Source organism: Candidatus Caldatribacterium sp. SIUC1, assembly GCF_051549785.1.
In the GTDB taxonomy this organism is placed as follows: Bacteria; Atribacterota; Atribacteria; order Atribacterales; family Caldatribacteriaceae; genus Caldatribacterium.
On sequence record NZ_CP189974.1, the window covers coordinates 1,118,251 to 1,138,794 of the forward strand.

The 20,544-nt window shown below is 56.4% G+C and carries 26 protein-coding genes, 2 tRNA genes and 1 rRNA gene; all 29 read left to right on the forward strand.

The window, feature by feature from the left end:
• The first annotated feature begins 8 nt into the window (after positions 1-8).
• The 29 genes from rplF (at position 9) to ACP6EK_RS05925 (ending at position 20,542) form a co-directional block, all read left to right on the forward strand.
• Positions 9-545, forward strand: a complete 537-nt coding sequence (gene rplF / locus ACP6EK_RS05785) for a 50S ribosomal protein L6 (protein ID WP_438313993.1) — start codon at positions 9-11, stop codon at positions 543-545.
• 21 nt (positions 546-566) lie between these two features.
• Entirely contained in the window at positions 567-935 is a 369-nt protein-coding gene (gene rplR / locus ACP6EK_RS05790; protein WP_438313995.1) for a 50S ribosomal protein L18, read from the forward strand.
• A gap of 20 nt (positions 936-955) precedes the next feature.
• The gene (rpsE, locus tag ACP6EK_RS05795; RefSeq protein WP_017872963.1) at positions 956-1,474 is read left to right on the forward strand and encodes a 30S ribosomal protein S5; all 519 of its coding nucleotides are present in this window, start codon (positions 956-958) and stop codon (positions 1,472-1,474) included.
• 1 nt (position 1,475) lies between these two features.
• Positions 1,476-1,661, forward strand: coding sequence for a 50S ribosomal protein L30 (rpmD, locus tag ACP6EK_RS05800; RefSeq protein WP_017872964.1), 186 nt, complete (start codon positions 1,476-1,478; stop codon positions 1,659-1,661).
• Between the two features lie 12 nt (positions 1,662-1,673).
• Positions 1,674-2,114 (forward strand): 50S ribosomal protein L15, encoded by a 441-nt coding sequence (gene rplO, locus ACP6EK_RS05805; protein WP_438313999.1) that lies wholly within the window; start codon positions 1,674-1,676, stop codon positions 2,112-2,114.
• A gap of 1 nt (position 2,115) precedes the next feature.
• Positions 2,116-3,384: a preprotein translocase subunit SecY gene (secY, locus tag ACP6EK_RS05810; protein ID WP_438314002.1), complete on the forward strand. Its 1,269-nt coding sequence runs from the start codon at positions 2,116-2,118 to the stop codon at positions 3,382-3,384.
• A 12-nt stretch (positions 3,385-3,396) separates the two neighbouring features.
• The gene (locus ACP6EK_RS05815; RefSeq protein WP_438314005.1) at positions 3,397-4,059 is read left to right on the forward strand and encodes an adenylate kinase; all 663 of its coding nucleotides are present in this window, start codon (positions 3,397-3,399) and stop codon (positions 4,057-4,059) included.
• Positions 4,052-4,816 carry a type I methionyl aminopeptidase gene (gene map / locus ACP6EK_RS05820; protein ID WP_438314008.1) on the forward strand — a complete coding sequence of 255 codons (765 nt, stop codon included), beginning with the start codon at positions 4,052-4,054 and terminating at the stop codon, positions 4,814-4,816. Before ACP6EK_RS05815 ends, map begins: the two co-directional genes overlap by 8 nt.
• Positions 4,816-5,034, forward strand: a complete 219-nt coding sequence (gene infA / locus ACP6EK_RS05825; protein ID WP_017872969.1) for a translation initiation factor IF-1 — start codon at positions 4,816-4,818, stop codon at positions 5,032-5,034. Before map ends, infA begins: the two co-directional genes overlap by 1 nt.
• A gap of 17 nt (positions 5,035-5,051) precedes the next feature.
• Entirely contained in the window at positions 5,052-5,165 is a 114-nt protein-coding gene (gene rpmJ, locus ACP6EK_RS05830; RefSeq protein ID WP_017872970.1) for a 50S ribosomal protein L36, read from the forward strand.
• Positions 5,166-5,176: 11 nt separating this feature from the next.
• The gene (gene rpsM, locus ACP6EK_RS05835) at positions 5,177-5,545 is read left to right on the forward strand and encodes a 30S ribosomal protein S13 (protein ID WP_017889373.1); all 369 of its coding nucleotides are present in this window, start codon (positions 5,177-5,179) and stop codon (positions 5,543-5,545) included.
• A 31-nt stretch (positions 5,546-5,576) separates the two neighbouring features.
• Positions 5,577-5,963, forward strand: a complete 387-nt coding sequence (rpsK, locus tag ACP6EK_RS05840) for a 30S ribosomal protein S11 (RefSeq protein WP_017872972.1) — start codon at positions 5,577-5,579, stop codon at positions 5,961-5,963.
• Between the two features lie 13 nt (positions 5,964-5,976).
• Positions 5,977-6,603: a 30S ribosomal protein S4 gene (gene rpsD, locus ACP6EK_RS05845; protein ID WP_438314014.1), complete on the forward strand. Its 627-nt coding sequence runs from the start codon at positions 5,977-5,979 to the stop codon at positions 6,601-6,603.
• Between the two features lie 14 nt (positions 6,604-6,617).
• Positions 6,618-7,610: a DNA-directed RNA polymerase subunit alpha gene (locus tag ACP6EK_RS05850; protein ID WP_438314017.1), complete on the forward strand. Its 993-nt coding sequence runs from the start codon at positions 6,618-6,620 to the stop codon at positions 7,608-7,610.
• Positions 7,611-7,613: 3 nt separating this feature from the next.
• Positions 7,614-7,967 (forward strand): 50S ribosomal protein L17, encoded by a 354-nt coding sequence (rplQ, locus tag ACP6EK_RS05855; RefSeq protein WP_438314019.1) that lies wholly within the window; start codon positions 7,614-7,616, stop codon positions 7,965-7,967.
• 8 nt (positions 7,968-7,975) lie between these two features.
• The gene (locus ACP6EK_RS05860; RefSeq protein WP_438314021.1) at positions 7,976-8,806 is read left to right on the forward strand and encodes an energy-coupling factor transporter ATPase; all 831 of its coding nucleotides are present in this window, start codon (positions 7,976-7,978) and stop codon (positions 8,804-8,806) included.
• On the forward strand, positions 8,791-9,666 hold the full coding sequence (locus ACP6EK_RS05865) for an energy-coupling factor transporter ATPase (protein ID WP_438314023.1): 876 nt from the start codon (positions 8,791-8,793) through the stop codon (positions 9,664-9,666). Before ACP6EK_RS05860 ends, ACP6EK_RS05865 begins: the two co-directional genes overlap by 16 nt.
• A 32-nt stretch (positions 9,667-9,698) precedes the next feature.
• The gene (locus ACP6EK_RS05870) at positions 9,699-10,454 is read left to right on the forward strand and encodes an energy-coupling factor transporter transmembrane component T family protein (RefSeq protein WP_438318911.1); all 756 of its coding nucleotides are present in this window, start codon (positions 9,699-9,701) and stop codon (positions 10,452-10,454) included.
• Entirely contained in the window at positions 10,455-11,300 is an 846-nt protein-coding gene (truA, locus tag ACP6EK_RS05875) for a tRNA pseudouridine(38-40) synthase TruA (RefSeq protein ID WP_438314026.1), read from the forward strand. It abuts the gene before it with no gap.
• 152 nt (positions 11,301-11,452) lie between these two features.
• Positions 11,453-13,032: ribosomal RNA gene (locus tag ACP6EK_RS05880) — 16S ribosomal RNA — on the forward strand.
• Positions 13,033-13,087: 55 nt separating this feature from the next.
• Positions 13,088-13,164 (forward strand) — tRNA-Ile (locus ACP6EK_RS05885).
• Between the two features lie 17 nt (positions 13,165-13,181).
• Positions 13,182-13,257, forward strand: a tRNA-Ala gene (locus ACP6EK_RS05890).
• A gap of 107 nt (positions 13,258-13,364) precedes the next feature.
• Positions 13,365-13,931: a Gx transporter family protein gene (locus tag ACP6EK_RS05895; protein ID WP_438314029.1), complete on the forward strand. Its 567-nt coding sequence runs from the start codon at positions 13,365-13,367 to the stop codon at positions 13,929-13,931.
• 78 nt (positions 13,932-14,009) lie between these two features.
• Positions 14,010-14,516 carry a transcription elongation factor GreA gene (greA, locus tag ACP6EK_RS05900; RefSeq protein ID WP_438314032.1) on the forward strand — a complete coding sequence of 169 codons (507 nt, stop codon included), beginning with the start codon at positions 14,010-14,012 and terminating at the stop codon, positions 14,514-14,516.
• A 95-nt stretch (positions 14,517-14,611) separates the two neighbouring features.
• Positions 14,612-16,084, forward strand: a complete 1,473-nt coding sequence (lysS, locus tag ACP6EK_RS05905; protein ID WP_438314035.1) for a lysine--tRNA ligase — start codon at positions 14,612-14,614, stop codon at positions 16,082-16,084.
• Between the two features lie 69 nt (positions 16,085-16,153).
• The gene (locus tag ACP6EK_RS05910) at positions 16,154-16,636 is read left to right on the forward strand and encodes a CtsR family transcriptional regulator (RefSeq protein ID WP_438314038.1); all 483 of its coding nucleotides are present in this window, start codon (positions 16,154-16,156) and stop codon (positions 16,634-16,636) included.
• Positions 16,637-17,116: a hypothetical protein gene (locus tag ACP6EK_RS05915; protein ID WP_438314041.1), complete on the forward strand. Its 480-nt coding sequence runs from the start codon at positions 16,637-16,639 to the stop codon at positions 17,114-17,116.
• The gene (locus ACP6EK_RS05920; RefSeq protein WP_438314044.1) at positions 17,113-18,087 is read left to right on the forward strand and encodes a hypothetical protein; all 975 of its coding nucleotides are present in this window, start codon (positions 17,113-17,115) and stop codon (positions 18,085-18,087) included. Before ACP6EK_RS05915 ends, ACP6EK_RS05920 begins: the two co-directional genes overlap by 4 nt.
• The gene (locus tag ACP6EK_RS05925; RefSeq protein WP_438314047.1) at positions 18,080-20,542 is read left to right on the forward strand and encodes an ATP-dependent Clp protease ATP-binding subunit; all 2,463 of its coding nucleotides are present in this window, start codon (positions 18,080-18,082) and stop codon (positions 20,540-20,542) included. Before ACP6EK_RS05920 ends, ACP6EK_RS05925 begins: the two co-directional genes overlap by 8 nt.
• The last annotated feature ends 2 nt before the right edge of the window (positions 20,543-20,544 follow it).

Below are 20,544 nucleotides of genomic sequence, written 5' to 3' on the forward strand. Positions count from 1 at the left end.
GGATGACCATGTCGCGGATTGGACGAAAGCCTGTTGCAATTCCGCAGGGAGTGGAGGTTACCGTTGAGGGGACAACGGTAACGGTGAGGGGTCCAAAGGGGACGCTAACCCGGACCTTCCATCCTCGCATGCGGATCGAGAAAGACGGCAATGTCCTGAGGGTGCTCCGCCAGGGAGATACCAAGCTCGATAAGTCCCTTCACGGACTCACACGAACCCTTCTTCACAATATGATTGAGGGCGTGACCAGGGGATTTGAAAAGGCCCTGGAGGTGAACGGTCTGGGGTACCGTGTGCAGAAACGGGGAGAAACCCTGGTGCTGAACATCGGTTTCACCCATCCGGTCGAGATCCAACCTCCTGAGGGTATTTCCTTTGAAGTCGAGGGGCAGATTATCCGGGTAAAGGGCATCGATAAAGAAAAGGTTGGGCAGGTGGCTGCGGACATCCGCAAACTGCGGAAGGTTGAACCCTACAAGGGTACCGGCATCAAGTACGTGGGTGAGGTCGTCCGGAGGAAACAGGGAAAGGCAGCAGCAAAGTAGTTTGAGGGGAGTGTTCGGAGAATGATTATCAGCGAGAAACGGGGAAAATGGGAACGCCGAATCCGTCGACATCGAAGAGTGCGGAAGAAGGTGCGGGGGACTGCCGAGCGTCCCCGTCTTTCGGTGTTCCGGAGCCTAAAGCACATTTACGCCCAGATTATCAACGACGAGGAAGGACGGACTCTGGTGGCGGCGTCCTCCCTTTCTCCTGAAATCCGGGGAATGCAGGGGACGAAAACAGACATTGCCCGGGCTGTCGGCCGCCTCATCGCCCAGAAGGCTCTGGAGAAGGGGATTACGAAGGTGGTCTTCGACCGTGGTGGGTACAAGTACCATGGGCGGGTGAAAGCCCTGGCTGAAGGGGCGCGCGAAGCAGGTTTACTCTTTTAGAGTGCGGAGGGTCGGATGCTATGGGGAGAATCAATCCGGAAGGAATGGAACTCCAAGAACGCCTCATTGCGGTGACCAGGGTGAGTAAGGTCGTCAAGGGAGGGAAGCGCTTCGGATTCCGCGCCCTGGTTGCCGTGGGCAATGGTGACGGCGTTGTGGGTATAGGTCTTGGGAAAGCAAAGGAAGTACCCGATGCCGTTCGGAAAGCAGTGGAACGGGCGAAGAAGTCCCTGATTCGCTTTCCCATGCGGGGGACGACTATCGTCCACGAGGTTCGTGGAGAGTTCGCCGCAAGTACGGTGGTGCTGAAACCCGCAGCCCCGGGGACAGGAGTCATCGCGGGAGGTACCGTCAGGGCCATCATGGAGGTCGCTGGAGTGAAGGACATCCTGACGAAATCCCTGGGGAACAACAATCCTATCAATCTCGCGCGCGCCACCATTCAGGGACTTTTGAGCTTAAGAGACCCTCATGAAGTGGCTGCCCTTCGGGGGAAGACTCTGAAGGAACTCTTTGAGCCGCAGAAAGGGGGAAAGTGATGTGGCCGGGAAGATGCTGCGGATGACCCTGGTACACAGTCCCATTGGGCATCCCGAGTCTCACAAGCGCACTGTTCGGGCACTGGGTTTTCGGAAGCTTTACGAAACCATCGTGAAGGAAGATTCCCCGTCTCTGCGGGGCATGATCGCCAAGGTTCGATACCTTCTAAAAGTCGAGGAGATATAGGGGGAAGCCGATATGAAAATCAACGAGCTGCGACCTGCAAAGGGTGCTTTCCACCCCCGGAAGCGAGTGGGAAGGGGCATTGGGTCGGGTCATGGGAAAACCTCCGGTCGAGGGATGAAGGGCCAGAAGGCTCGGTCAGGAGGGCAGATTCATCCCCGTTTTGAGGGTGGACAGATGCCCCTTGTTCGGCGGGTTCCCAAGAGAGGTTTCCACAATCCCTGCGCTGAAGAGTGGGAGATCGTGAACGTGAGCGCTCTGAACCGTTTTCCCGATGGAACCGAGGTCACCCCGGAGCTCCTGCAGGAATGTGGTCTTGTGGAAGACAGAAGGTCCAGGGTCAAGATTCTGGCCAAAGGGGAACTCAAGCGGCGTCTTGTCGTGAAAGCCCATGCGTTTTCGGCACGGGCGAAGGCCCTGATTGAGGAAAGAGGCGGAAAGGCCGAGGTGCTGTGACATGTGGGAATCCCTGGTCAAGCTCTTCAGGATACCGGACCTGAAACGAAGGGTCATTTTCACGCTGCTTATGCTCGTTGTTTTCCGTATCGGTGCGCACATCCCCGTTCCCGGGATTGACCCAAAGGCCCTGGCGAACGTCTTTTCCCGGGGTGGGGTTCTCGGGTTCCTCGATATGTTTGCAGGAGGAGCACTGAGCAATTTCTCCATTCTGGCCCTGGGGATTATGCCCTACATTAACGCCTCCATTATCATCCAGCTTTTGACCTCGGTCGTTCCTCAACTTGAGGAACTGGCAAAAAGCGGCGAGGAGGGACGGGACAAGATTGCCCAGTACACCCGCTGGGGAGCAATCCTCCTTGCTCTGGTTCAGGGGTTTGGCATAACGGTGTGGATGGAGAATCTCGGAGTGGTCTTGGCCACAGGGTGGGCGTATCGTTTCACCGTTATCATTACCCTTGCCGCGGGAAGCATGTTCCTCATGTGGCTTGGGGAACTCATCTCTGATTTTGGTATCGGCAACGGCATATCGCTCATCATCTTTGCAGGCATTGTTGCCCGGCTCATGCCGCAGTTTTTCCGGACCTTCTCGCTGATCCGGCTTGGAGAGGTGAATCCCTTCCTCTTTGGTATAGCCCTTGTGGTGGCGGTTTTCATTGTGGCCTTTGTGGTGGAATTTCAGGAAGCGCAGCGCAAGATCCCGGTGCAGTATGCCAAGCGAGTCGTGGGCAGGCGAATTTATGGGGGGCAGAGCACCCATATCCCCATCCGGGTGATTCAGGGAGGGGTTATCCCCATCATCTTTGCCTCCTCGGTGCTGCTTTTCCCCGCGACTCTGGCGCAGTTCTTCGAGGGCTCTGGCTTTATGAAGAGTCTGGCCAATGCACTTTCTCCGGATTCAGCGCTGTATCTTACGCTGTACGCCGCGCTCATCATCTTCTTTACCTATTTCTACACTGCGGTCACGTTCAACCCGGTGGACCTTGCAGAGAACATGAAAAAGTACGGCGGGTTTATCCCGGGAATACGGCCGGGGAGGCCGACGGTGGAGTACATTGACCGCTGCCTCACCCGCATCACCCTCTGGGGTGCACTGGTGCTTGCTTTCATTGCTGTGGTGCCGAATATCCTCGTGGAGCTAACCAAGGTCACCACCTTTTACTTCGGCGGCACGGCCATCCTCATCATGGTTGGGGTGGCGATTGAAACGGTAACACAGCTTGAGGCACAGCTCCTCATGCGGCATTACGAGGGATTCATTCGACGGTAAGGGGGAGAAACCATGCGAATCATTCTCCTTGGACCTCCAGGGGCAGGAAAAGGTACTCAGGCAAAGAGGATTGAGGAAGCATTCGGTATTCCCCAGCTGGCCACGGGGGATATTCTCCGCCTGGCAATCAGAGAGGGAACGGAATGGGGAAAAAAGGCCGAACCCTTTGTTCGGGAGGGGCAGCTTGTCCCTGACGAAGTGGTCATTGGAGTGGTGAAAGAGCGGCTTTCCCGCGACGACGTGCGGCGGGGATTCATTCTCGATGGGTTTCCGAGAACGCTCAGGCAGGCTGAAGCCCTGGAGGAAATGCTCAAAGAGCTCCACATGGCCATCGATGCCGTGCTGTACTTTGACATTCCGGCTGAGGAGCTTGTTCGACGGCTCTCAGCCCGGAGGGTCTGCGAGAACTGCCAGACTCCGTACAACCTCATTTCCAGTCCTCCCCGGTCTGATGAGGTGTGCGATCGCTGTGGGGGGAAGCTGGTGCAGCGTCCAGACGACACTCCAGAGGTTATCCGGAAACGTCTTGCGGTGTACGAGGAACAGACAAGACCCCTGGTGGAGTTCTATGCCCGGAAAGGACTCCTCGTTACCGTACCCGCTTCGGGCTCCATCGAGGAAACCTATGCCCGGGTGAAGGAGCTTCTTGCCAAAAAGTTGCGCGGCAATGGCTAAGCTGACAAGGAGAGAAGACCTTGAGAGGATTCGAAGAAGCGGGCGGATACTGGGGAACGTTCTGGAGAAGGTGAAGGCCCTCCTTACTCCTGGGGTGAGCACAGCCTTTATTGAGGAAGTGGTTCGGGAATTCATCGTGCGGTGCGGTGCGCGGCCTGCCTTTCTGGGATACAGGGGGTTTCCGGCGGCGTTGTGTATTTCCATCAACGACGAGGTGGTCCACGGGATTCCGGGGAAACGCGTCATCCGAAGCGGCGACCTGGTGAGTATCGATATTGGGGTCGAGTTTGAGGGCTTTTACACCGATGCGGCCTTCAGCGTGGTTGTGGGGGATGGTCATCCTGTGGCCCGAAAGCTCGTGGAAGTGACGAGGAAAGCGCTCTATGAGGGTATCCGTCGGGCTCTTCCTGGCAATCGGGTGGGGGACATCTCCCATGCCATTCAGACGACAATTGAGCGGGAAGGGTTTGCCGTTGTGCGGGATCTTGTGGGGCATGGAGTGGGGAAGAGCCTCCATGAGGATCCTCAGATTCCGAACTTTGGGCAGAAAGGACAGGGGACGATCCTCGAAGAAGGAATGGTTCTTGCCATTGAGCCCATGGCGAATGAGAGGGGGTACAGGGTGAAAATCCTTGAAGATGGATGGACAGTGGTTACGGAAGACGGAGGGTTATCTGCCCACTTTGAGCACACGGTTCTTGTGCGTAAGGGGCAGCCCGAAATCCTTACCGTGAGTGAGAGAGGGGATTTCTTCTGATGGCGAAAGACGATTTCATTGAGGTGAAGGGTACAGTCATTGAACCTTTACCAAATGCCATGTTTCGAGTAGAATTGGAGACCGGTAAAGTGATCCTGGCGCATATTTCTGGGAAGATGCGCATGCATTACATTCGTATCCTTCCCGGGGACAAGGTGACCGTACAGATTTCCAAGTACGATCCCACCAAGGGGAGGATTGTCTACCGGCACAAGTAGGGAAGGAGGTTACGGTCGTGAAAGTCCGTGCTTCGGTGAAGCCGCGGTGTGAGAAGTGCAAGGTTGTGCGGCGTAAAGGGAGAGTTTTTGTGGTGTGTTCAGAACCACGGCATAAGCAGAGACAGGGTTAGGAGGTCTCAAGATGGCTCGTATTGCTGGTGTTGATTTGCCACCGAACAAGCGGATCGACATTGCCCTGACGTACATATACGGTATTGGCAGAAGCCTTTCCAAGAAAATCCTCGAAGAGGCCAGGGTTGACCCAGCGGTGAAGGTGAAGGACCTGACTGATGACGAAATCAGCCGGATTCAGAAGATCGTTGAGCAATATCCGGTTGAGGGAGAGCTTCGGGCAAGGGTTTCGCAGAACATCAAGCGCCTCATTGCTATCGGGTGCTACCGGGGGTTGCGCCACCGGAGAGGCCTGCCGGTTCGTGGGCAGCGGACCCGGACTAATGCCCGAACTCGCAAAGGTCCACGGAGGACAGTAGGAGTCAAGAGGAAGAAGTAGGAAAGTCCTGAAAAAGGAGGTCTGAAGCACCTTGGCAAAACCTTCCCGGAAGAAAAAGAGAGAGCGGCGAATTGTCCGTGAGGGTATCGCTCATATTAAGTCCACGTTCAACAACACCATCGTGTCCATTACAGACCGCCAAGGGAACGTTATCGCCTGGGCAAGTGGTGGCACGGTGGGTTTTAAGGGAACGAAGAAAGGGACCCCCTTTGCCGCCCAGCTTGCGGCAGAACAGGCGGCCAAGAAGGCCATGGATTTCGGTCTGAGGGAGGTCGACGTGCTGGTGAAGGGTCCCGGTGCTGGTCGGGAAACGGCCATCCGTTCACTCCAGGCAGCAGGACTTGTGATTAACTCCATCAAGGATGTGACCCCCATACCCCATAATGGTTGCCGGCCACCAAAGCAGAGGAGAGTCTGAAGGAGGATAGAGGATGTCACGATACACTGGACCACGATGCCGTGTTTGTCGTCGGCAGGGGATGAAGCTCTTCCTGAAGGGTCCCCGGTGTTTCACGGACAAATGCGCTTTTGAACGACGACCGTTCCCTCCCGGTATCCACAAGGGAGGGCGGAAACGTCTCTCAAGCTACGGACTGCAGCTTCGTGAAAAGCAAAAGGTTCGCTTCATCTATGGTATTACCGAGAGGCAGTTCAAGAAGTATTTCGATATGGCCGCGAAGATGCCTGGACTCACTGGGGAGAACCTGCTTTCGCTTCTTGAGCGCAGGCTCGACAACGTTGTTTTCCGGATGGGCCTGAGCGATTCTCGAGCAGAGGCTCGCCAGATGGTCCTCCACGGACATTTCCTGGTAAACGGAAAACGGGTCAACATCCCCTCATACCTTGTGGAAGTGGGTGACGTGATCGAGCTTTCAGAACGGGGGAAAGAGCACGGGAAGATTCGAGAACTCCTTGAGGAGAAGGAGGACCTTCAGGTTCCTTCCTGGCTCTCTGTGGACAGGAGTTCGGCGAAGGCTGTGGTCCTTCGCGAGCCGAAGCGGGAGGATATCGACTTCCAGGTTCAGGAACAGCTCATCGTGGAGTTCTACTCTAAGTGATTTGAGGTGTCTGTATGCAGGACCTGAAGAGTCTCATGAAGTGTGAGCTTCTTGAGTTTCGAGAGGACCCGGTGACGCACGCGCAGTACGGGAAGTTCGCCATTGAGCCCTTTGAGTCTGGCTGGGGCATAACGGTAGGCAATGCCCTGCGGCGTGTTCTCCTCTCCTCAATCGAAGGAGCGGCCGTCACGGCGGTCCAGATTGACGGGATCATCCACGAGTTCTCCCCTCTTCCGGGGGTCCGGGAAGACGTTACAGACCTTATCCTGAACCTCAAGGGCCTTGTCGTACGTTCGTATTCGGAGAGCGAAACACTGTACCTCGACGTTCGGGGAACCCCTGGTGCTCTCCGGAAGGTTACGGCTCGCGATATCCGGCCAAACCCAAATGTGGAAATCATTAACCTCGACCATTACCTTGCGGAACTCGAGGAGAACGGCCATCTCAACATGAGGATTTTCGTTGGGAGAGGGAAGGGGTATCGGGAGGCGGAGGAGGACGCCTACCATACCTATGACATCATTCCGGTTGATGCCATGTTCAGCCCGGTGCGGAAAGTCAACTTCCAGGTTATGGACACCCGGGTTGGGCAGTTCACCAACTACGACAAAGTGCTCCTTGAAATCTGGACAAATGGTGCTATCACCCCTCAGCAGGCTTTCCGGAGAGCCCTCGAGCTCCTTGTAGAGGAGTTCTCGCATCTTCTGAATCTCCTGAAGGAGCGCATTGGGGAACCACCTCTTGGGGTGGGTCCCGGCGAGGAAAAAGCTTCTCTGGAAGAGCGGGAGATGACCATCGAGGAGCTTGAACTTTCCGTGCGGGCGTATAACTGCCTGAAAAGGGCTCGCATCAATACGGTTCGAGAACTCCTGGAGATCGTCCAGAATCGTCCGGAGGACCTGAAGAAAATCAAGAATCTCGGCCAGAAGACGTATGAGGAGATTATCGGGAAGCTCGAAAGGCTCGGATACCGGCTGGGGGAAAAGAGAGAAGCGGGGAGTGACTGAGCCATGAGGCATCGCAAGAGAACCGAAAAGCTGGGGAGAAAGACTTCCCACAAGGAGAGCATGCTGGCCAACATGATAGTCTCGCTCATCAAAAACGGTAGAATTGAGACCACGGAGGCGAAGGGCAAGGTTCTCAAAAGGTACTTTGAGCGGGTGGTCTCTCTGGCCATACGGGGTGACAATGCCTCCATGCGGCAGGTTGTGTCCTGGGTGCGGGACAAGGAGGCCTTCAAGACCCTGCTTCGAAGTATCGTGCCCCGCGTGAGGGAACGCAAGGGAGGATACTGTCGTCTCGTCAAAGCCGGCTTTCGCATCGGTGATGGGGCCCCACTTGTGCTCGTGGAAATCGTGGAATAGCGTAGGGCATGATTTGTTTTGAGGACGTCCACTTCTGGTACGGAGAAAAAGAAGACCCCCGGGCAGTTGCAGCGCTTCGGGGTGTATCTTTCGTTCTCCAGGAAGGGGAGTTCGTTGTCCTTCTGGGTCGCAATGGTTCCGGGAAGTCGACGCTGGCCAAGCACTGCAATGGGCTTCTTGTCCCCAAAAAGGGGCGCGTTTGCGTTGATGGGATGGACACCCGTGACGAATCGGTGCTCTGGGAAATCCGCCGGCGCGTTGGCCTGGTTTTCCAGAACCCGGATAACCAACTCATTGCTACGACGGTCGAGGAGGACGTTGCCTTTGGTCCGGAGAACCTGGGCCTCCCTCCGTCAGAAATCCGCAAAAGGGTTGACGAAGCCCTGGAGCGGGTGGGGATGAGTGAGTACAGAAAGCGGGAGCCTCACACGCTCTCTGGGGGACAGAAGCAGCGGGTGGCCATTGCAGGGGTTTTAGCGATGCATCCGAAGTACCTCGTTCTTGATGAGGCTACAGCTATGCTTGACCCGGAGGGTCGGGATGAGCTCTTGCGGCTTCTTCGGGAGCTCCGAAAAGACGTTGGCATTCTCCATATTACCCATAACGTGGAGGAAGCCCTCCTGGCCGATCGGGTTATGGTCATCGACAACGGGGAGATTGTGGCCGAGGGGTCCCCGCGCGAGGTGTTCCTCGTGGGGAAGGATGTTGAAAAGTGGGGACTGGAACTCCCCCAGATTGTGGAAGTGGCGCTCCTTCTGTGGAAGGATTACCCGGACCTCTTCTCCGTTCTTCCCCTTTCTCCGGACGAACTGGTGGATGCCCTGTGTTCATACTCGTAGAGAACGTTTCCTTCACCTACCTTGCCAATACTCCCTTTGCCGTTCAGGCATTGCAGGGTGTTTCTCTGACCATCTCCCGGGGTGAGAGCGTGGCCATTCTTGGACGGACCGGATGTGGGAAATCCACCCTCGTCCAGCACCTGAACGGCCTTCTCGTTCCCCAGGAGGGGAGAGTGGTGGTCGACGGGGTGGATACCCGGGTTCGGGGGGCAGCGCTCAAGGAAATTCGTCAGAAGGTGGGGCTTGTGTTCCAGTACCCTGAGGACCAGATGTTTGAGGAGACCGTCTTTCGGGAAGTAGCCTTTGCCCCACGGAATATGGGTGTGGAGGGTGAAGAACTCGAAGCGCGGGTGCGCTGGGCGATGGAGGCGGTGGGGCTGAACTACGAGGCGCTTAAAGACAAAAGCCCTTTTGAGCTTTCGGGAGGGCAGATGCGCCGGGTTGCCATCGCCAGCATCCTCTCCATGAAACCCGAAGTCCTCGTCCTTGATGAGCCCACTGCCGGTCTTGATCCTCAGGGGAGAACAGCTCTGCTTGAACGTCTCCAGGATCTTCGCAGGCAGTGGGGCTTGACGGTGGTGCTCGTCTCTCACAACGTCGAGGATGTGGCACGCATAGCAGAGAGGGTTGTGGTTCTTGAACGGGGAAGGGTGGCCTTCGATGGCCCGGTGCGGGAGTTCTTCGCCTACGAGCACCGGATGCGGCAGTACGGTATTATCCCCTCACCCCTCCTTCGGGCAGCTTTTCTCCTGCGAGCACGGGGGTTTGAGGTGGATCCCCCGCTGACACCCCTTGAGCTCTACCGGGAGATTGAGGAGAAGGTCCTTGTAAGGAGGAAACCGTGTTCGGTAGAAGTGTAGTAATCGGACAGTACGTCCCTCTCGATTCGGCCATGCATCGTCTGGATCCTCGAAGTAAAATCTTCTTTGTAGCTTTGGGCATTGTGACGCTCTTCCTCGTTCAATCGTGGCTTTCTTTCGCCCTTCTGGGAGGGTTCTTCGTCCTCCTTATTTTCCTTGCCCACCTTCCCTTCCAGTACGTCTTCAAGAGCCTGCGCCCTCTCTGGGTGCTTCTTGTTCTCACCCTCTGTCTCCACGTGTTCTTTACACCAGACGAGGTACTGGTGCTTTTCGGATTTCTCCGCGTCTCTCTGGGAGGACTGTTCAAGGGGCTTTTTGTCGTTGCACGCCTCGTGCTCCTTGTGGTGGCGACCACTCTGCTCACACTCACAACCTCCCCCATAGAGCTCACCGACGGTATTGAGGGTCTTCTGAGCCCTCTCAAACGGTGGGGGTTTCCGGCTCACGAACTGGCCATGATGATGACCATTGCCCTGCGCTTCATTCCCACCCTCCTTGAGGAAGCCGACCGCATTATGAAGGCCCAGATGGCCCGGGGGGTGGATTTTGAGTCGGGGGGGTTCATGAAGAGAATCCGGGGTCTTGTCCCTCTTCTTGTCCCCCTTTTTGTCAGCGCTTTCCGTCGCGCCGAGGACCTTGCGGTGGCGATGGAATCTCGCTGTTACCGAGGCGGTATCGGACGAACGCGCCTCCGGGTGTTGAGATTCGAACGCCGGGACTATGCTTTTCTTTCCCTTTCTTTTTTGGTTTTTGCCCTCTCTCTGAGCCTTTCCTGGTGGACGTGGTGAGTGCCGTTGCGGAACTTCCTCCTTGTCCTTGAGTATGACGGGACCAGGTATGCTGGATGGCAGCGCCAGAGGGACCAGGTAACCGTTCAGGGAGTTCTGGAGTCATCGCTTTCCTCGATTCTGGAGCATCCGGTCGTCACGATGGCCTCAGGAAGAACCGATGCAGGCGTTCATGCCCTGGGCCAGGTGGTGAGCTTTACCACCGAAAAACCCGTTGACTGCGAGGTGCTCTACAGGGCTCTGCAGGCCCTTCTTCCTGATGACATGCGGGTTCTTCGGGTTCAGGAGGCCCCCTTGGATTTCCATCCTCGAAAGTCGGCAAAGAGTAAGCGATACTTGTACGCCGTCTTTTGCGGGACGTGTCCGGTATTCCTCAGGGGATATGTCTATTCCCTCAGGCAGGAAGTGGATTGGGCTCTGGTTCAGGAAGGGGCAAGGCTTTTCATCGGTCGCCACGATTTTGCCTCTTTCAGTTCCCCTTCTCCGCGCTCCTCAGTACGGACGGTGTACGCTCTTGACATCGAGTTTCGTTTCCCTCTTGTACTTCTCAGCATCGTGGCGGAGGGGTTTCTCCACCACATGGCACGCATGATTTTCGGGGAGCTTTTGCTTCTTGGGATAGGGAAGGTGTCTCTTGCAGACCTTAAGCGCATGCTCACCCACCCCTCCCATCATGCCTACCGCCGCCTGAATCTCCCTCCCTGGGGCCTGTACCTTGTGGAGGTGCAGTACGAGCACTGTAACCCATACCAGGGATTGGAGCTTGAGGACGTGGGCTTTGTCGTTCCGGTGTGGGTTGAAAAAAATGGCCGAAAACTCCCCCAAAGGGGTTTCTGTCCTTGTTGACAATTCCTCACCCCTGTGCTAAATTATCTCTTGCCCTGGCTCCCCCAGGGCAAAAAGGCGCACCTTGACAAGTGAATATTCCGCCTACTTCCTGAAGGTGGTACCGTACAGGAACCAGGAAATCAGGTCCTCTGTGAGGACTGAACAGGTTTGTCATGGAGGGTTTGATCCTGGCTCAGGACGAACGCTGGCGGCGTGCCTAACACATGCAAGTCGTACGCAGCTTCCCTGACTCTCTGAGGAAGGGAAGGCTGAGTGGCGAACGGGTGAGTAACGCGTGAGTAACCTGCCTTGAGGAGGGGGATAACCCCCCGAAAGGGGGGCTAATACCCCATACACTCCAGGGCCGCAGGGCTTCTGGAGGAAAGCTGGCCTCTGCTTGGCATGCTGGCGCCTCAAGAGGGGCTCGCGTCCCATCAGCTTGTTGGTGGGGTAACGGCCTACCAAGGCGATGACGGGTAGCTGGTCTGAGAGGATGATCAGCCACACTGGGACTGAGACACGGCCCAGACTCCTACGGGAGGCAGCAGTGAGGAATCTTGGGCAATGGGCGAAAGCCTGACCCAGCGACGCCGCGTGGGGGAAGAAGGCCTTCGGGTCGTAAACCCCTGTTCTGGGAGAAGAAGAGGGAAGGGGTGAACAGCTCCTTCCTGTGACGGTATCCCAGGAGAAAGCTCCGGCTAATTACGTGCCAGCAGCCGCGGTAATACGTAAGGAGCGAGCGTTGTCCGGATTCACTGGGCGTAAAGCGCTCGTAGGCGGCTCCCTAAGTCTCACGTGAAAGCCCCCGGCTCAACCGGGGAGGGTCGTGGGAAACTGGGGAGCTCGAGGGCAGGAGAGGAGAGTGGAATTCCCGGTGTAGCGGTGAAATGCGTAGATATCGGGAGGAACACCAGTGGCGAAGGCGGCTCTCTGGTCTGTCCCTGACGCTGAGGAGCGAAAGCCAGGGGAGCGAACCGGATTAGATACCCGGGTAGTCCTGGCTGTAAACGATGGGTACTAGGTGTGGGAGGTTCGACCCCTTCCGTGCCGCAGCTAACGCATTAAGTACCCCGCCTGGGGAGTACGGCCGCAAGGTTGAAACTCAAAGGAATTGACGGGGGCCCGCACAAGCGGTGGAGCATGTGGTTTAATTCGATGCAACGCGAGGAACCTTACCAGGGCTTGACATTGTGGTGGTAGGAGCCCGAAAGGGTGACGACCCCTGGTTTCCAGGGGAGCCACAACAGGTGCTGCATGGTTGTCGTCAGCTCGTGTCGTGAGATGTTGGGTTAAGTCCCGCAACGAGCGCAACCCTTGCCCTTAGTTGCTACCGGGGTAACCCGGGCACTCTAAGGGGACTGCCGGCGACAAGCCGGAGGAAGGTGGGGATGACGTCAAATCCTCATGGCCCTGATGCCCTGGGCGACACACGTGCTACAATGGCCGGTACAGAGGGTTGCGAACCCGCGAGGGGGAGCCAATCCCAGAAAGCCGGCCTCAGTTGGGATTGCAGGCTGCAACCCGCCTGCATGAACGCGGAATCGCTAGTAATCGCGCATCAGCCATGGCGCGGTGAATACGTTCCCGGGCCTTGTACACACCGCCCGTCACACCACGAAAGTCGACTTCACCTGAAGTCGCCGGGCTAACCCTCGCAAGAGGGAGGCAGGCGCCGAGGGTGGGGTTGATGATTGGGGTGAAGTCGTAACAAGGTAGCCGTAGGGGAACCTGCGGCTGGATCACCTCCTTTCTAAGGAGTCCAGAGGGAAGTAGGCGGAATATTTTCTTCTCAAGGTGCAGGATGTGGGCCTATAGCTCAGTTGGTGAGAGCGCACGCCTGATAAGCGTGAGGTCTCTGGTTCAAATCCAGATAGGCCCACCATGCGTTTTTCAGAACATGGGGATGTAGCTCAGCTGGGAGAGCGCCTCGTTCGCAACGAGGAGGTCACGGGTTCAAGTCCCGTCATCTCCACCATCCTTTTGCTTCCTGAAGAGCCCCCAGGTTTCTCCTCGTTTCTCCTTGCAGGCGGCTTCCTGCTTGCGAAAGCGTTCCTCGTGTGGTACCCTGAAGAGCAGGAGGTTTTGGGCATTCGCAGGACGGTATCGCTCGGGACTGTTGGTTTCCTCGCCGGACTCGGAGTCGTTCTCCACATGGTTGAGGGGTGTTTCCCTCCTCCTGTTCCTCTTCCCGGCATCAAGGTGGGACTGGCCAATGTGGTTACCCTGGTGGCGCTTTTCCTCTTTGGTGGACGGGAAGCCTTTTACGTGGTGCTCGTTCGCATTTTCCTGGGGAACCTGTTCTCCGGAACGCTCCTTGGCATCGCTTTCTTTCTGAGCCTTGGTGGGGGTCTCGCCAGCTTCGGCATTATGAGCGCCCTTCGCCAGAAGGACGTCTCCCCGCTCTGGACAAGTCTCCTTGGTGCGGTATTTCACAACCTGGGGCAGTGGGTTGTGGCTTTCCTCTACGTTCAAAGCGGAGCTCTGCTTTTCTACCTCCCCGTATTGCTTTTATGGGCGGTGCCTGCAGGTTTTGGGGTGGGGTATCTGGGGATGCTGCTTGTGAGGAGTGAAGCCCTGCGGAGGAAAACAGGGAGTGAACCGGTGCCTCCCCGGGAAGGTTTGGGGATTGACGGCCTTGTACGGCGCTGAAAAAACTTGACAGCCCGGGAGCCTTTCTATATCCTTATTGGGAAAGTAACGGGCCTTTCGGATGTGGGGGCGCAACGTATGGAAAAGAAGAAAGAGGACGGAAAGATTCGATTGACTCGAGAAGGGTACCAGAAGCTTGAGGAAGAACTCCGGTACCTCAAAACGGTGAAGCGGAAAGAAATCGCCGATAGAATCAGCCACGCCCTCTCCTTTGGAGATCTCAGCGAGAACGCGGAGTACGAGGCGGCGAAGAACGAGCAGGCGTTCATCGAAGGGCGGATTCTGGTGCTTGAGGAGAAGCTCCGCCGAGCAGAAATCGTGGACGAAGAAGAGTATGCCGAAGAGGACCTCGACCGTGTCCGGCTGGGTGTGCGGGTTGTCCTTGAGAACCTTGACAAGGGGAAGATCGTGGAGTACTCCATCGTGGACTCGGTGGAAGCGGACCCCTCGGCACAGAAGATTTCTTTTGAATCCCCTCTTGCCCAGGCGCTCATTGGCCACACCCGGGGCGAAGTCGTGGAGATCAAAGTTCCAGCAGGGGTTGTGCGGTACCGCATAGTGGACATTCGCAGGAAGGAAGAGTAAGGGTGGAGTTCGTTCGAGGGTAACGTGTTCGAGGGTCGGTTTTTTTGCGCTTTTTCCGCAAGGTGTGAAGCGAAGAAACTGAGGCTCATAGGCTCATGGAGGGTGACCCCGTGGAGGTCGAAACAAGCGAAAAACTCGAAAAGCTTCAGGAACTCAGGAATCTCGGCATAGAGCCCTATAACGGACGTTTTGAGAAGACCCATACGGTCCTCGACATCTGCAACCACGAAGCGACGCTCATTCAGAGCGAAGCTCGAGTCCGAACTGCTGGAAGACTCATGGCCATTCGGCGGCATGGTAAGGCCCTCTTTGCTGACCTTCAGGACCATACGGGGAGAATTCAGATATACGTCAAGCGGGATGTCCTGGGTGATGACCGCTTTCAGGTTTTCCGGGTGATCGATGTTGGGGACCTTCTGGGAGTGGAGGGGAAAGTCTTCCGAACTCATGCCGGGGAACTCACCGTTCTCGTTGAGGACTTCGTTTTTCTTGGGAAATGCCTCCGCCCCCTCCCGGAGAAATGGCATGGACTCAGGGATGTGGAGGTTCGATACCGGAAGCGGTACCTCGACCTCATCATGAACCCCGAGGTCCGAAGCATCTTCCTCCTTCGTTCCCGTCTCATCCGGGAAATCCGGGCCTTTCTTGATGAGCGGGGCTTTGTAGAGGTTGAGACTCCCATGATGCAGGTCATCCCCGGAGGTGCCCTGGCCCGTCCCTTCAAGACGTTCCACAACGCCCTGGGGATGGAGCTCTATCTCCGTATTGCCCCGGAACTCTTCCTGAAACGTCTCGTGGTGGGGGGGTTCGAAAAGGTCTACGAAATCAACCGGAACTTCAGAAACGAGGGGATTTCGGTCCGTCACAATCCGGAGTTCACGATGCTCGAACTCTACGAGGCCTACGGGAACTACGAGACCATGATGCGCCTCTGCGAAGAACTCCTCTCTTCTGTGATTCTGAGAATTCTTGGAACGTACACCATCACCTATCAGTCGATGGCCATTGACTTTACCCCACCTTGGAGGCGTTTGCTCTTGCCCGAGGCTATTCGGGAGAAAACCGGGATTGACATCCTTGAGGATTCTCTTGAAATCATACGGAAGAAAGCGGACGAGCTGGGGATGCCCTGGGAAGTGCACTGGGATCGGGGGAAGTTCGTGAACGAGCTTCTTGAGCGCTTTGTGCAGCCTGAGCTCATCCATCCGACCTTCGTGCTCGACTATCCGGTGGAGATTTCACCTCTGGCCAAGGCTAAGAAGGACAACCCCCGTCTGGCTGAGCGTTTCGAGCTCTTCATCGGGCAAGAAGAAATCGGGAATGCCTACAGCGAGCTCAACGATCCCTTCGAACAGAGGAGACGTTTCGAAGAGCAGGCTCGAAAGCGCCAGAGGGGTGATCTCGAAGCGCATTTCATCGATGAGGATTACCTTGAAGCGCTGGAGTACGGGATGCCTCCCACAGGGGGACTGGGTATTGGGATTGACCGGCTGGTTATGCTCCTTGCCGATGTGCCTTCTATTCGAGAGGTTATCCTCTTCCCCCTCCTTCGCCCTGCCAGAGATTGACAAAGCCCCTGAGGCGGGTATAATGAAAAATGTCAGTTATGGTCAAAAGGGGCAAGAGGAGGGAGAGCCATGTATTCCCTCTGTGACACCATAGAACGATACATCATGCGCCTTATTGAGAACTCCCCCGACCAGGTGGTCACCATCCAGCGGGGGAAGCTGGCGAGTGAGTTCGATTGTGCTCCGTCCCAGATCAACTATGTTCTTGCCACCCGTTTCAGTGTTTTTCGGGGCTTTATCGTGGAGAGCCGGCGAGGGGGTAGCGGCTACGTCCGGATCAGGAAGATTCCCATTGACCGGATTGAGCCGATTGTGGCCTACCTTGAGGAATATGAGCGGCAGCTTAAAGAAAGCGACGTCGAGGACCTCCTGAGCTGGCTGGAGCGGGAGAACTTCATCACGCACCGCGAGGGTCAGCTCATGAAGGCAGCAATGATTAGGGCTTTAGAGAAAATCGACGACCTTGGTATTCCTCCCGGAGCGGAGCGAAATCAGCTTCGCTCAAGGATACTGAAAGAAATGCTCCTGCAGATTCTGAGCTGGGGGAAGTAGATGAGGTGCGACTTTTGCGGACACCGTGAGGCGACAGTTGTGGTGTACCTTGCCCAGGAACGGGCAGGATTAGGGGATAAGCTCTTTCTGTGCTGGAAGTGTGCGATGCACGTGTCCGTTGCTCACCTTCTTGAAACGGGGCTCCGGAATGGTCGAATCCAGAAAGAGCAAACTCTGGGTCGTCAGAGAAAGCGCTGTCCTTTTTGCCTTTTGCCTTTGCGGGTATTCCTTGAGCGTGGGTCTGTGGGATGTCCCTACTGCTACAGTGCCTTTTCCCGGGAAATAGAACGGTGGGCACGGGAAGAGCAGGCAGGGAATCACCACCGGGGCAGTATGCCCTGGCGCTTTGTCCGGAAAAAGAAGATTCAGGAGAGCCTCTCCCAGGCACTACGGGATTTTGAGCGGTGTGTGGCTGAAGAGCGATATGAGCAGGCCGAGCGCTTGAAAAAGCTCATTGAGAGGTTGCAATCGCTCCTATGAGGATGTGTATTCCCTGGAAGAAAACCCTTCCTTCTCTTGGGGTAGTGCGGGAAAAGACACAGATTGTCCTTGCCCGGAATCTCGAGGGCCTTCCCTTTCCATCGTCGCGCTTTTTCCATCCCCTTTTCTCCGAGGAGGTTGAACGAAGGGTCACGAAAGCCATCTGTGGGGAAGGTCGGGGTTTCGGGTTTTTCCGTAGACAAAATGAGGAAGGAACGGTTTCCTTCGTTCGGGAGCGAAAGGGCCAGAAGTTCGGAGTGGTGCTCGGTAGCGGCGACCACCTGCGAATCTTCTCAGAAAGGATGGCCCCTTTGAGACGTGCTGATTTCGAGGCGGTGCGGCGACTTGACCGGTGGCTTGAGCGTTTCCTCGATTACGCCTTTGACCCTCAGTGGGGGTATCTCACGGCCTCTCCCTGGTGGATGGGAACAGGCCTCAAAATCTTTGTGTGGCTCCACCTGCCCGCCCTTTCTCTGGTGTACGGTGAGGACCAGGTCCTCCAGTGGTTTCGAGAGCGTCAGGAGTTTGTCGTCTCAGGGTATGGCGGAACGAAAGAACCCGTGGCACACGTTTTCGAAATCACGAACCGCTACACCCTGGGGGTGACGGAAGAGGAAATCTTCCAGGGAATGTCCTGGATTGAGCGAAAGGTGGTTCAGTGGGAACGGAGCATCCGGGAAATCCTCCGGAATTCTGACCTTCACCGTAAGACGCTGCTTGAGAAAGTGCAGGAAGCGGGTAAAGATCTTGCTCGGGAGGGCGATATAAAGGGAAAGAAAGTGCTGGACTTCCTGTCGCTGCTTCGTTTCGGGCAGGAGGAGGGAATATTTGCCCAGAGGCGGGGTTGTAATGGAATGAGCGTTGGAGCATGGGTGGAAGAGCGGCTGAAAACCATTCCTCTGCGAGGGGTGTGTGGGGATATACTGGAATTTTTAGGAGTGTCTTTGGGGAGGATACGAGACGATGTTTGAACGGTATACCGAGAGGGCGCGGAAGGTTATCATTCTGGCCCAGGATGAGGCAGTTCGCTTAAAGCACAATCACATCGGCACAGAACACCTCCTCCTCGGTCTTTTGCGAGAGCGGGAAGGCCTGGCAGCGAAAATCCTTGACAGTTTCGATATCACCCTGGAGCTCGTTCGGAGTGAACTTGAGCACATGGTGGATCGAACAGAGTACCAGGGCTCAAGAGAAGTTGCCTTCACTCCTCGGGCAAAGCGGGTTCTCGAGCTTGCCCTCGATGAGACGCGGCGCATGGGACACAACTACGTGGGCACGGAGCACATCCTCCTTGGGATTCTCCGGGAAGGAGAGGGTGTTGGAGCCCAGATTCTCCGCCGTCTTGGCCTTGACCTTGAGATGGTGAGGAACAGACTCTACGAATTCCTCAACGAAAGCTCCTCCTCTCAGGAGAGCTTCCCTGACTCACCCCCATCGCATCGGGAGAGTCGAACCCCTGTTCTTGATGAGTTCAGCCGGGACCTGACCCAGTTGGCTTTAGAGAAGAAGCTCGATCCGGTCATCGGACGGGAAAAGGAGATCGAGCGGGTTATCCAGATTCTAAGCCGGAGGACAAAGAACAACCCTGTGCTCATTGGAGAACCTGGAGTGGGGAAGACCGCTATTGTGGAGGGGCTGGCGCAGAAGATTGTGAGAGGCGAGGTTCCCGAAATCCTCAAAGGAAAACGGGTGGTGAGCCTTGACCTTGCCGCAGTGGTTGCCGGAACCAAGTATCGCGGGGAGTTTGAGAAGCGCCTGAAGAAAATCATCTCGGAAATCGTCCAGACCAAGGAAGTCATCCTCTTCATCGATGAGGTGCACACCCTGGTGGGGGCTGGAGCAGCGGAAGGAGCCATTGACGCAGCCAATATCCTGAAACCTGCCCTTGCCCGGGGAGAGCTCCAGGCTATCGGAGCAACGACCATCACTGAGTACCGGAAGTATATCGAGAAGGACTCGGCACTTGAGCGTCGGTTCCAGCCTGTGTACGTTGACGAACCCTCGGTGGAGGTCACCATTGCGATTCTCCGGGGTATCCGGGAAAGGTATGAGGAGCACCACAAGGTGCGCATCACTGATGAAGCTCTGGAGGCAGCGGCAAAGCTTTCCCAGCGGTACATTTCGGACCGGTACCTTCCGGATAAGGCAATCGACGTCATGGACGAGGCGGCAAGCCGGGTGCGGCTACAAGCCACAGTGCTCCCCCCGGAGCTCAAGGAGCTCGAGGCACGGATTGAAGAGGTTCGTCGCCAGAAGGAACGGGCGGTCCGGAATCAGGATTTCGAGGAGGCTGCCCGTTACCGGGATGAGGAGGAACGCCTGAAGCGGAAGTACCGGGAGAGCAAAGAGGCCTGGCTGCGAGAGGTGGACGCCACGCGGCCGCTTGTTACCGAAGAGGACATCGCTGCAGTGGTCTCGAGCTGGACCGGTATACCGGTTTCGCGCCTTGCCATGGAGGAAAAGGAGCGACTCGTTCACATGGAGGAAGAAATCCACAAGCGCATCGTGGGTCAGGAAGAGGCGGTCAAGGCAGTGTGCCGGGCCATTCGCCGTTCACGGGCCGGGTTGAAGGACCCACGCCGTCCCATTGGCTCGTTCATCTTTCTCGGTCCTTCGGGTGTTGGCAAGACAGAGCTTGCCAAGGCGCTTGCGGAGTTCCTCTTCGGCAGAGAAGACGCCCTCATCACCCTGGACATGTCCGAGTACATGGAGAAGTTTACGGTTTCACGCCTCGTCGGCTCACCTCCAGGGTATGTGGGGTATGAGGAAGGTGGACAGCTCACCGAAAAGGTGCGGAGGCGACCATACTCCGTCGTCCTCTTCGATGAGATTGAAAAGGCGAATCCCGAAATCTTCAACATCCTCCTCCAGATTATGGAAGAGGGCCGGCTCACCGATGCCCAGGGGAGGGTTGTGGATTTCAAGAACACCATCATCATTATGACCTCAAACCTTGGCGCACGGATGATTGCCTCCCAGGGGGGCATTGGTTTTGGGGATAAGAAAGAAGAGGGACTCTCGTACCAGGAGATTAAGCAGCGGGTTATGGAGGAAGTCAAGCGGGTCTTTACCCCGGAATTCCTGAACCGGGTTGATGAGATCATCGTCTTCCGTCCGCTGAAGCAGAAGGAGATCGAGCAGATCGTGGAGCTCCTCATGAAAGAAACGAAGAACCGCCTGAAAGAGCACGGGATGGACATCGAACTCACCCCGGAGGCTCGTGCCTTCATCGCACGAGAAGGATACGACCCGAACTTTGGAGCCCGTCCACTCCGCCGGGCCATTCAGCGACTTGTGGAGGATCCGCTCTCGGAGCTCATTCTGAACGGGGCCTTTAAAGAAGGTGACCGCATCATTGTGACGCTTGAGGATGGGAAGATTTCCTTCACGAAGTTCGCACCCCTTGAGCTGTCCCTGCAAGCCTGACG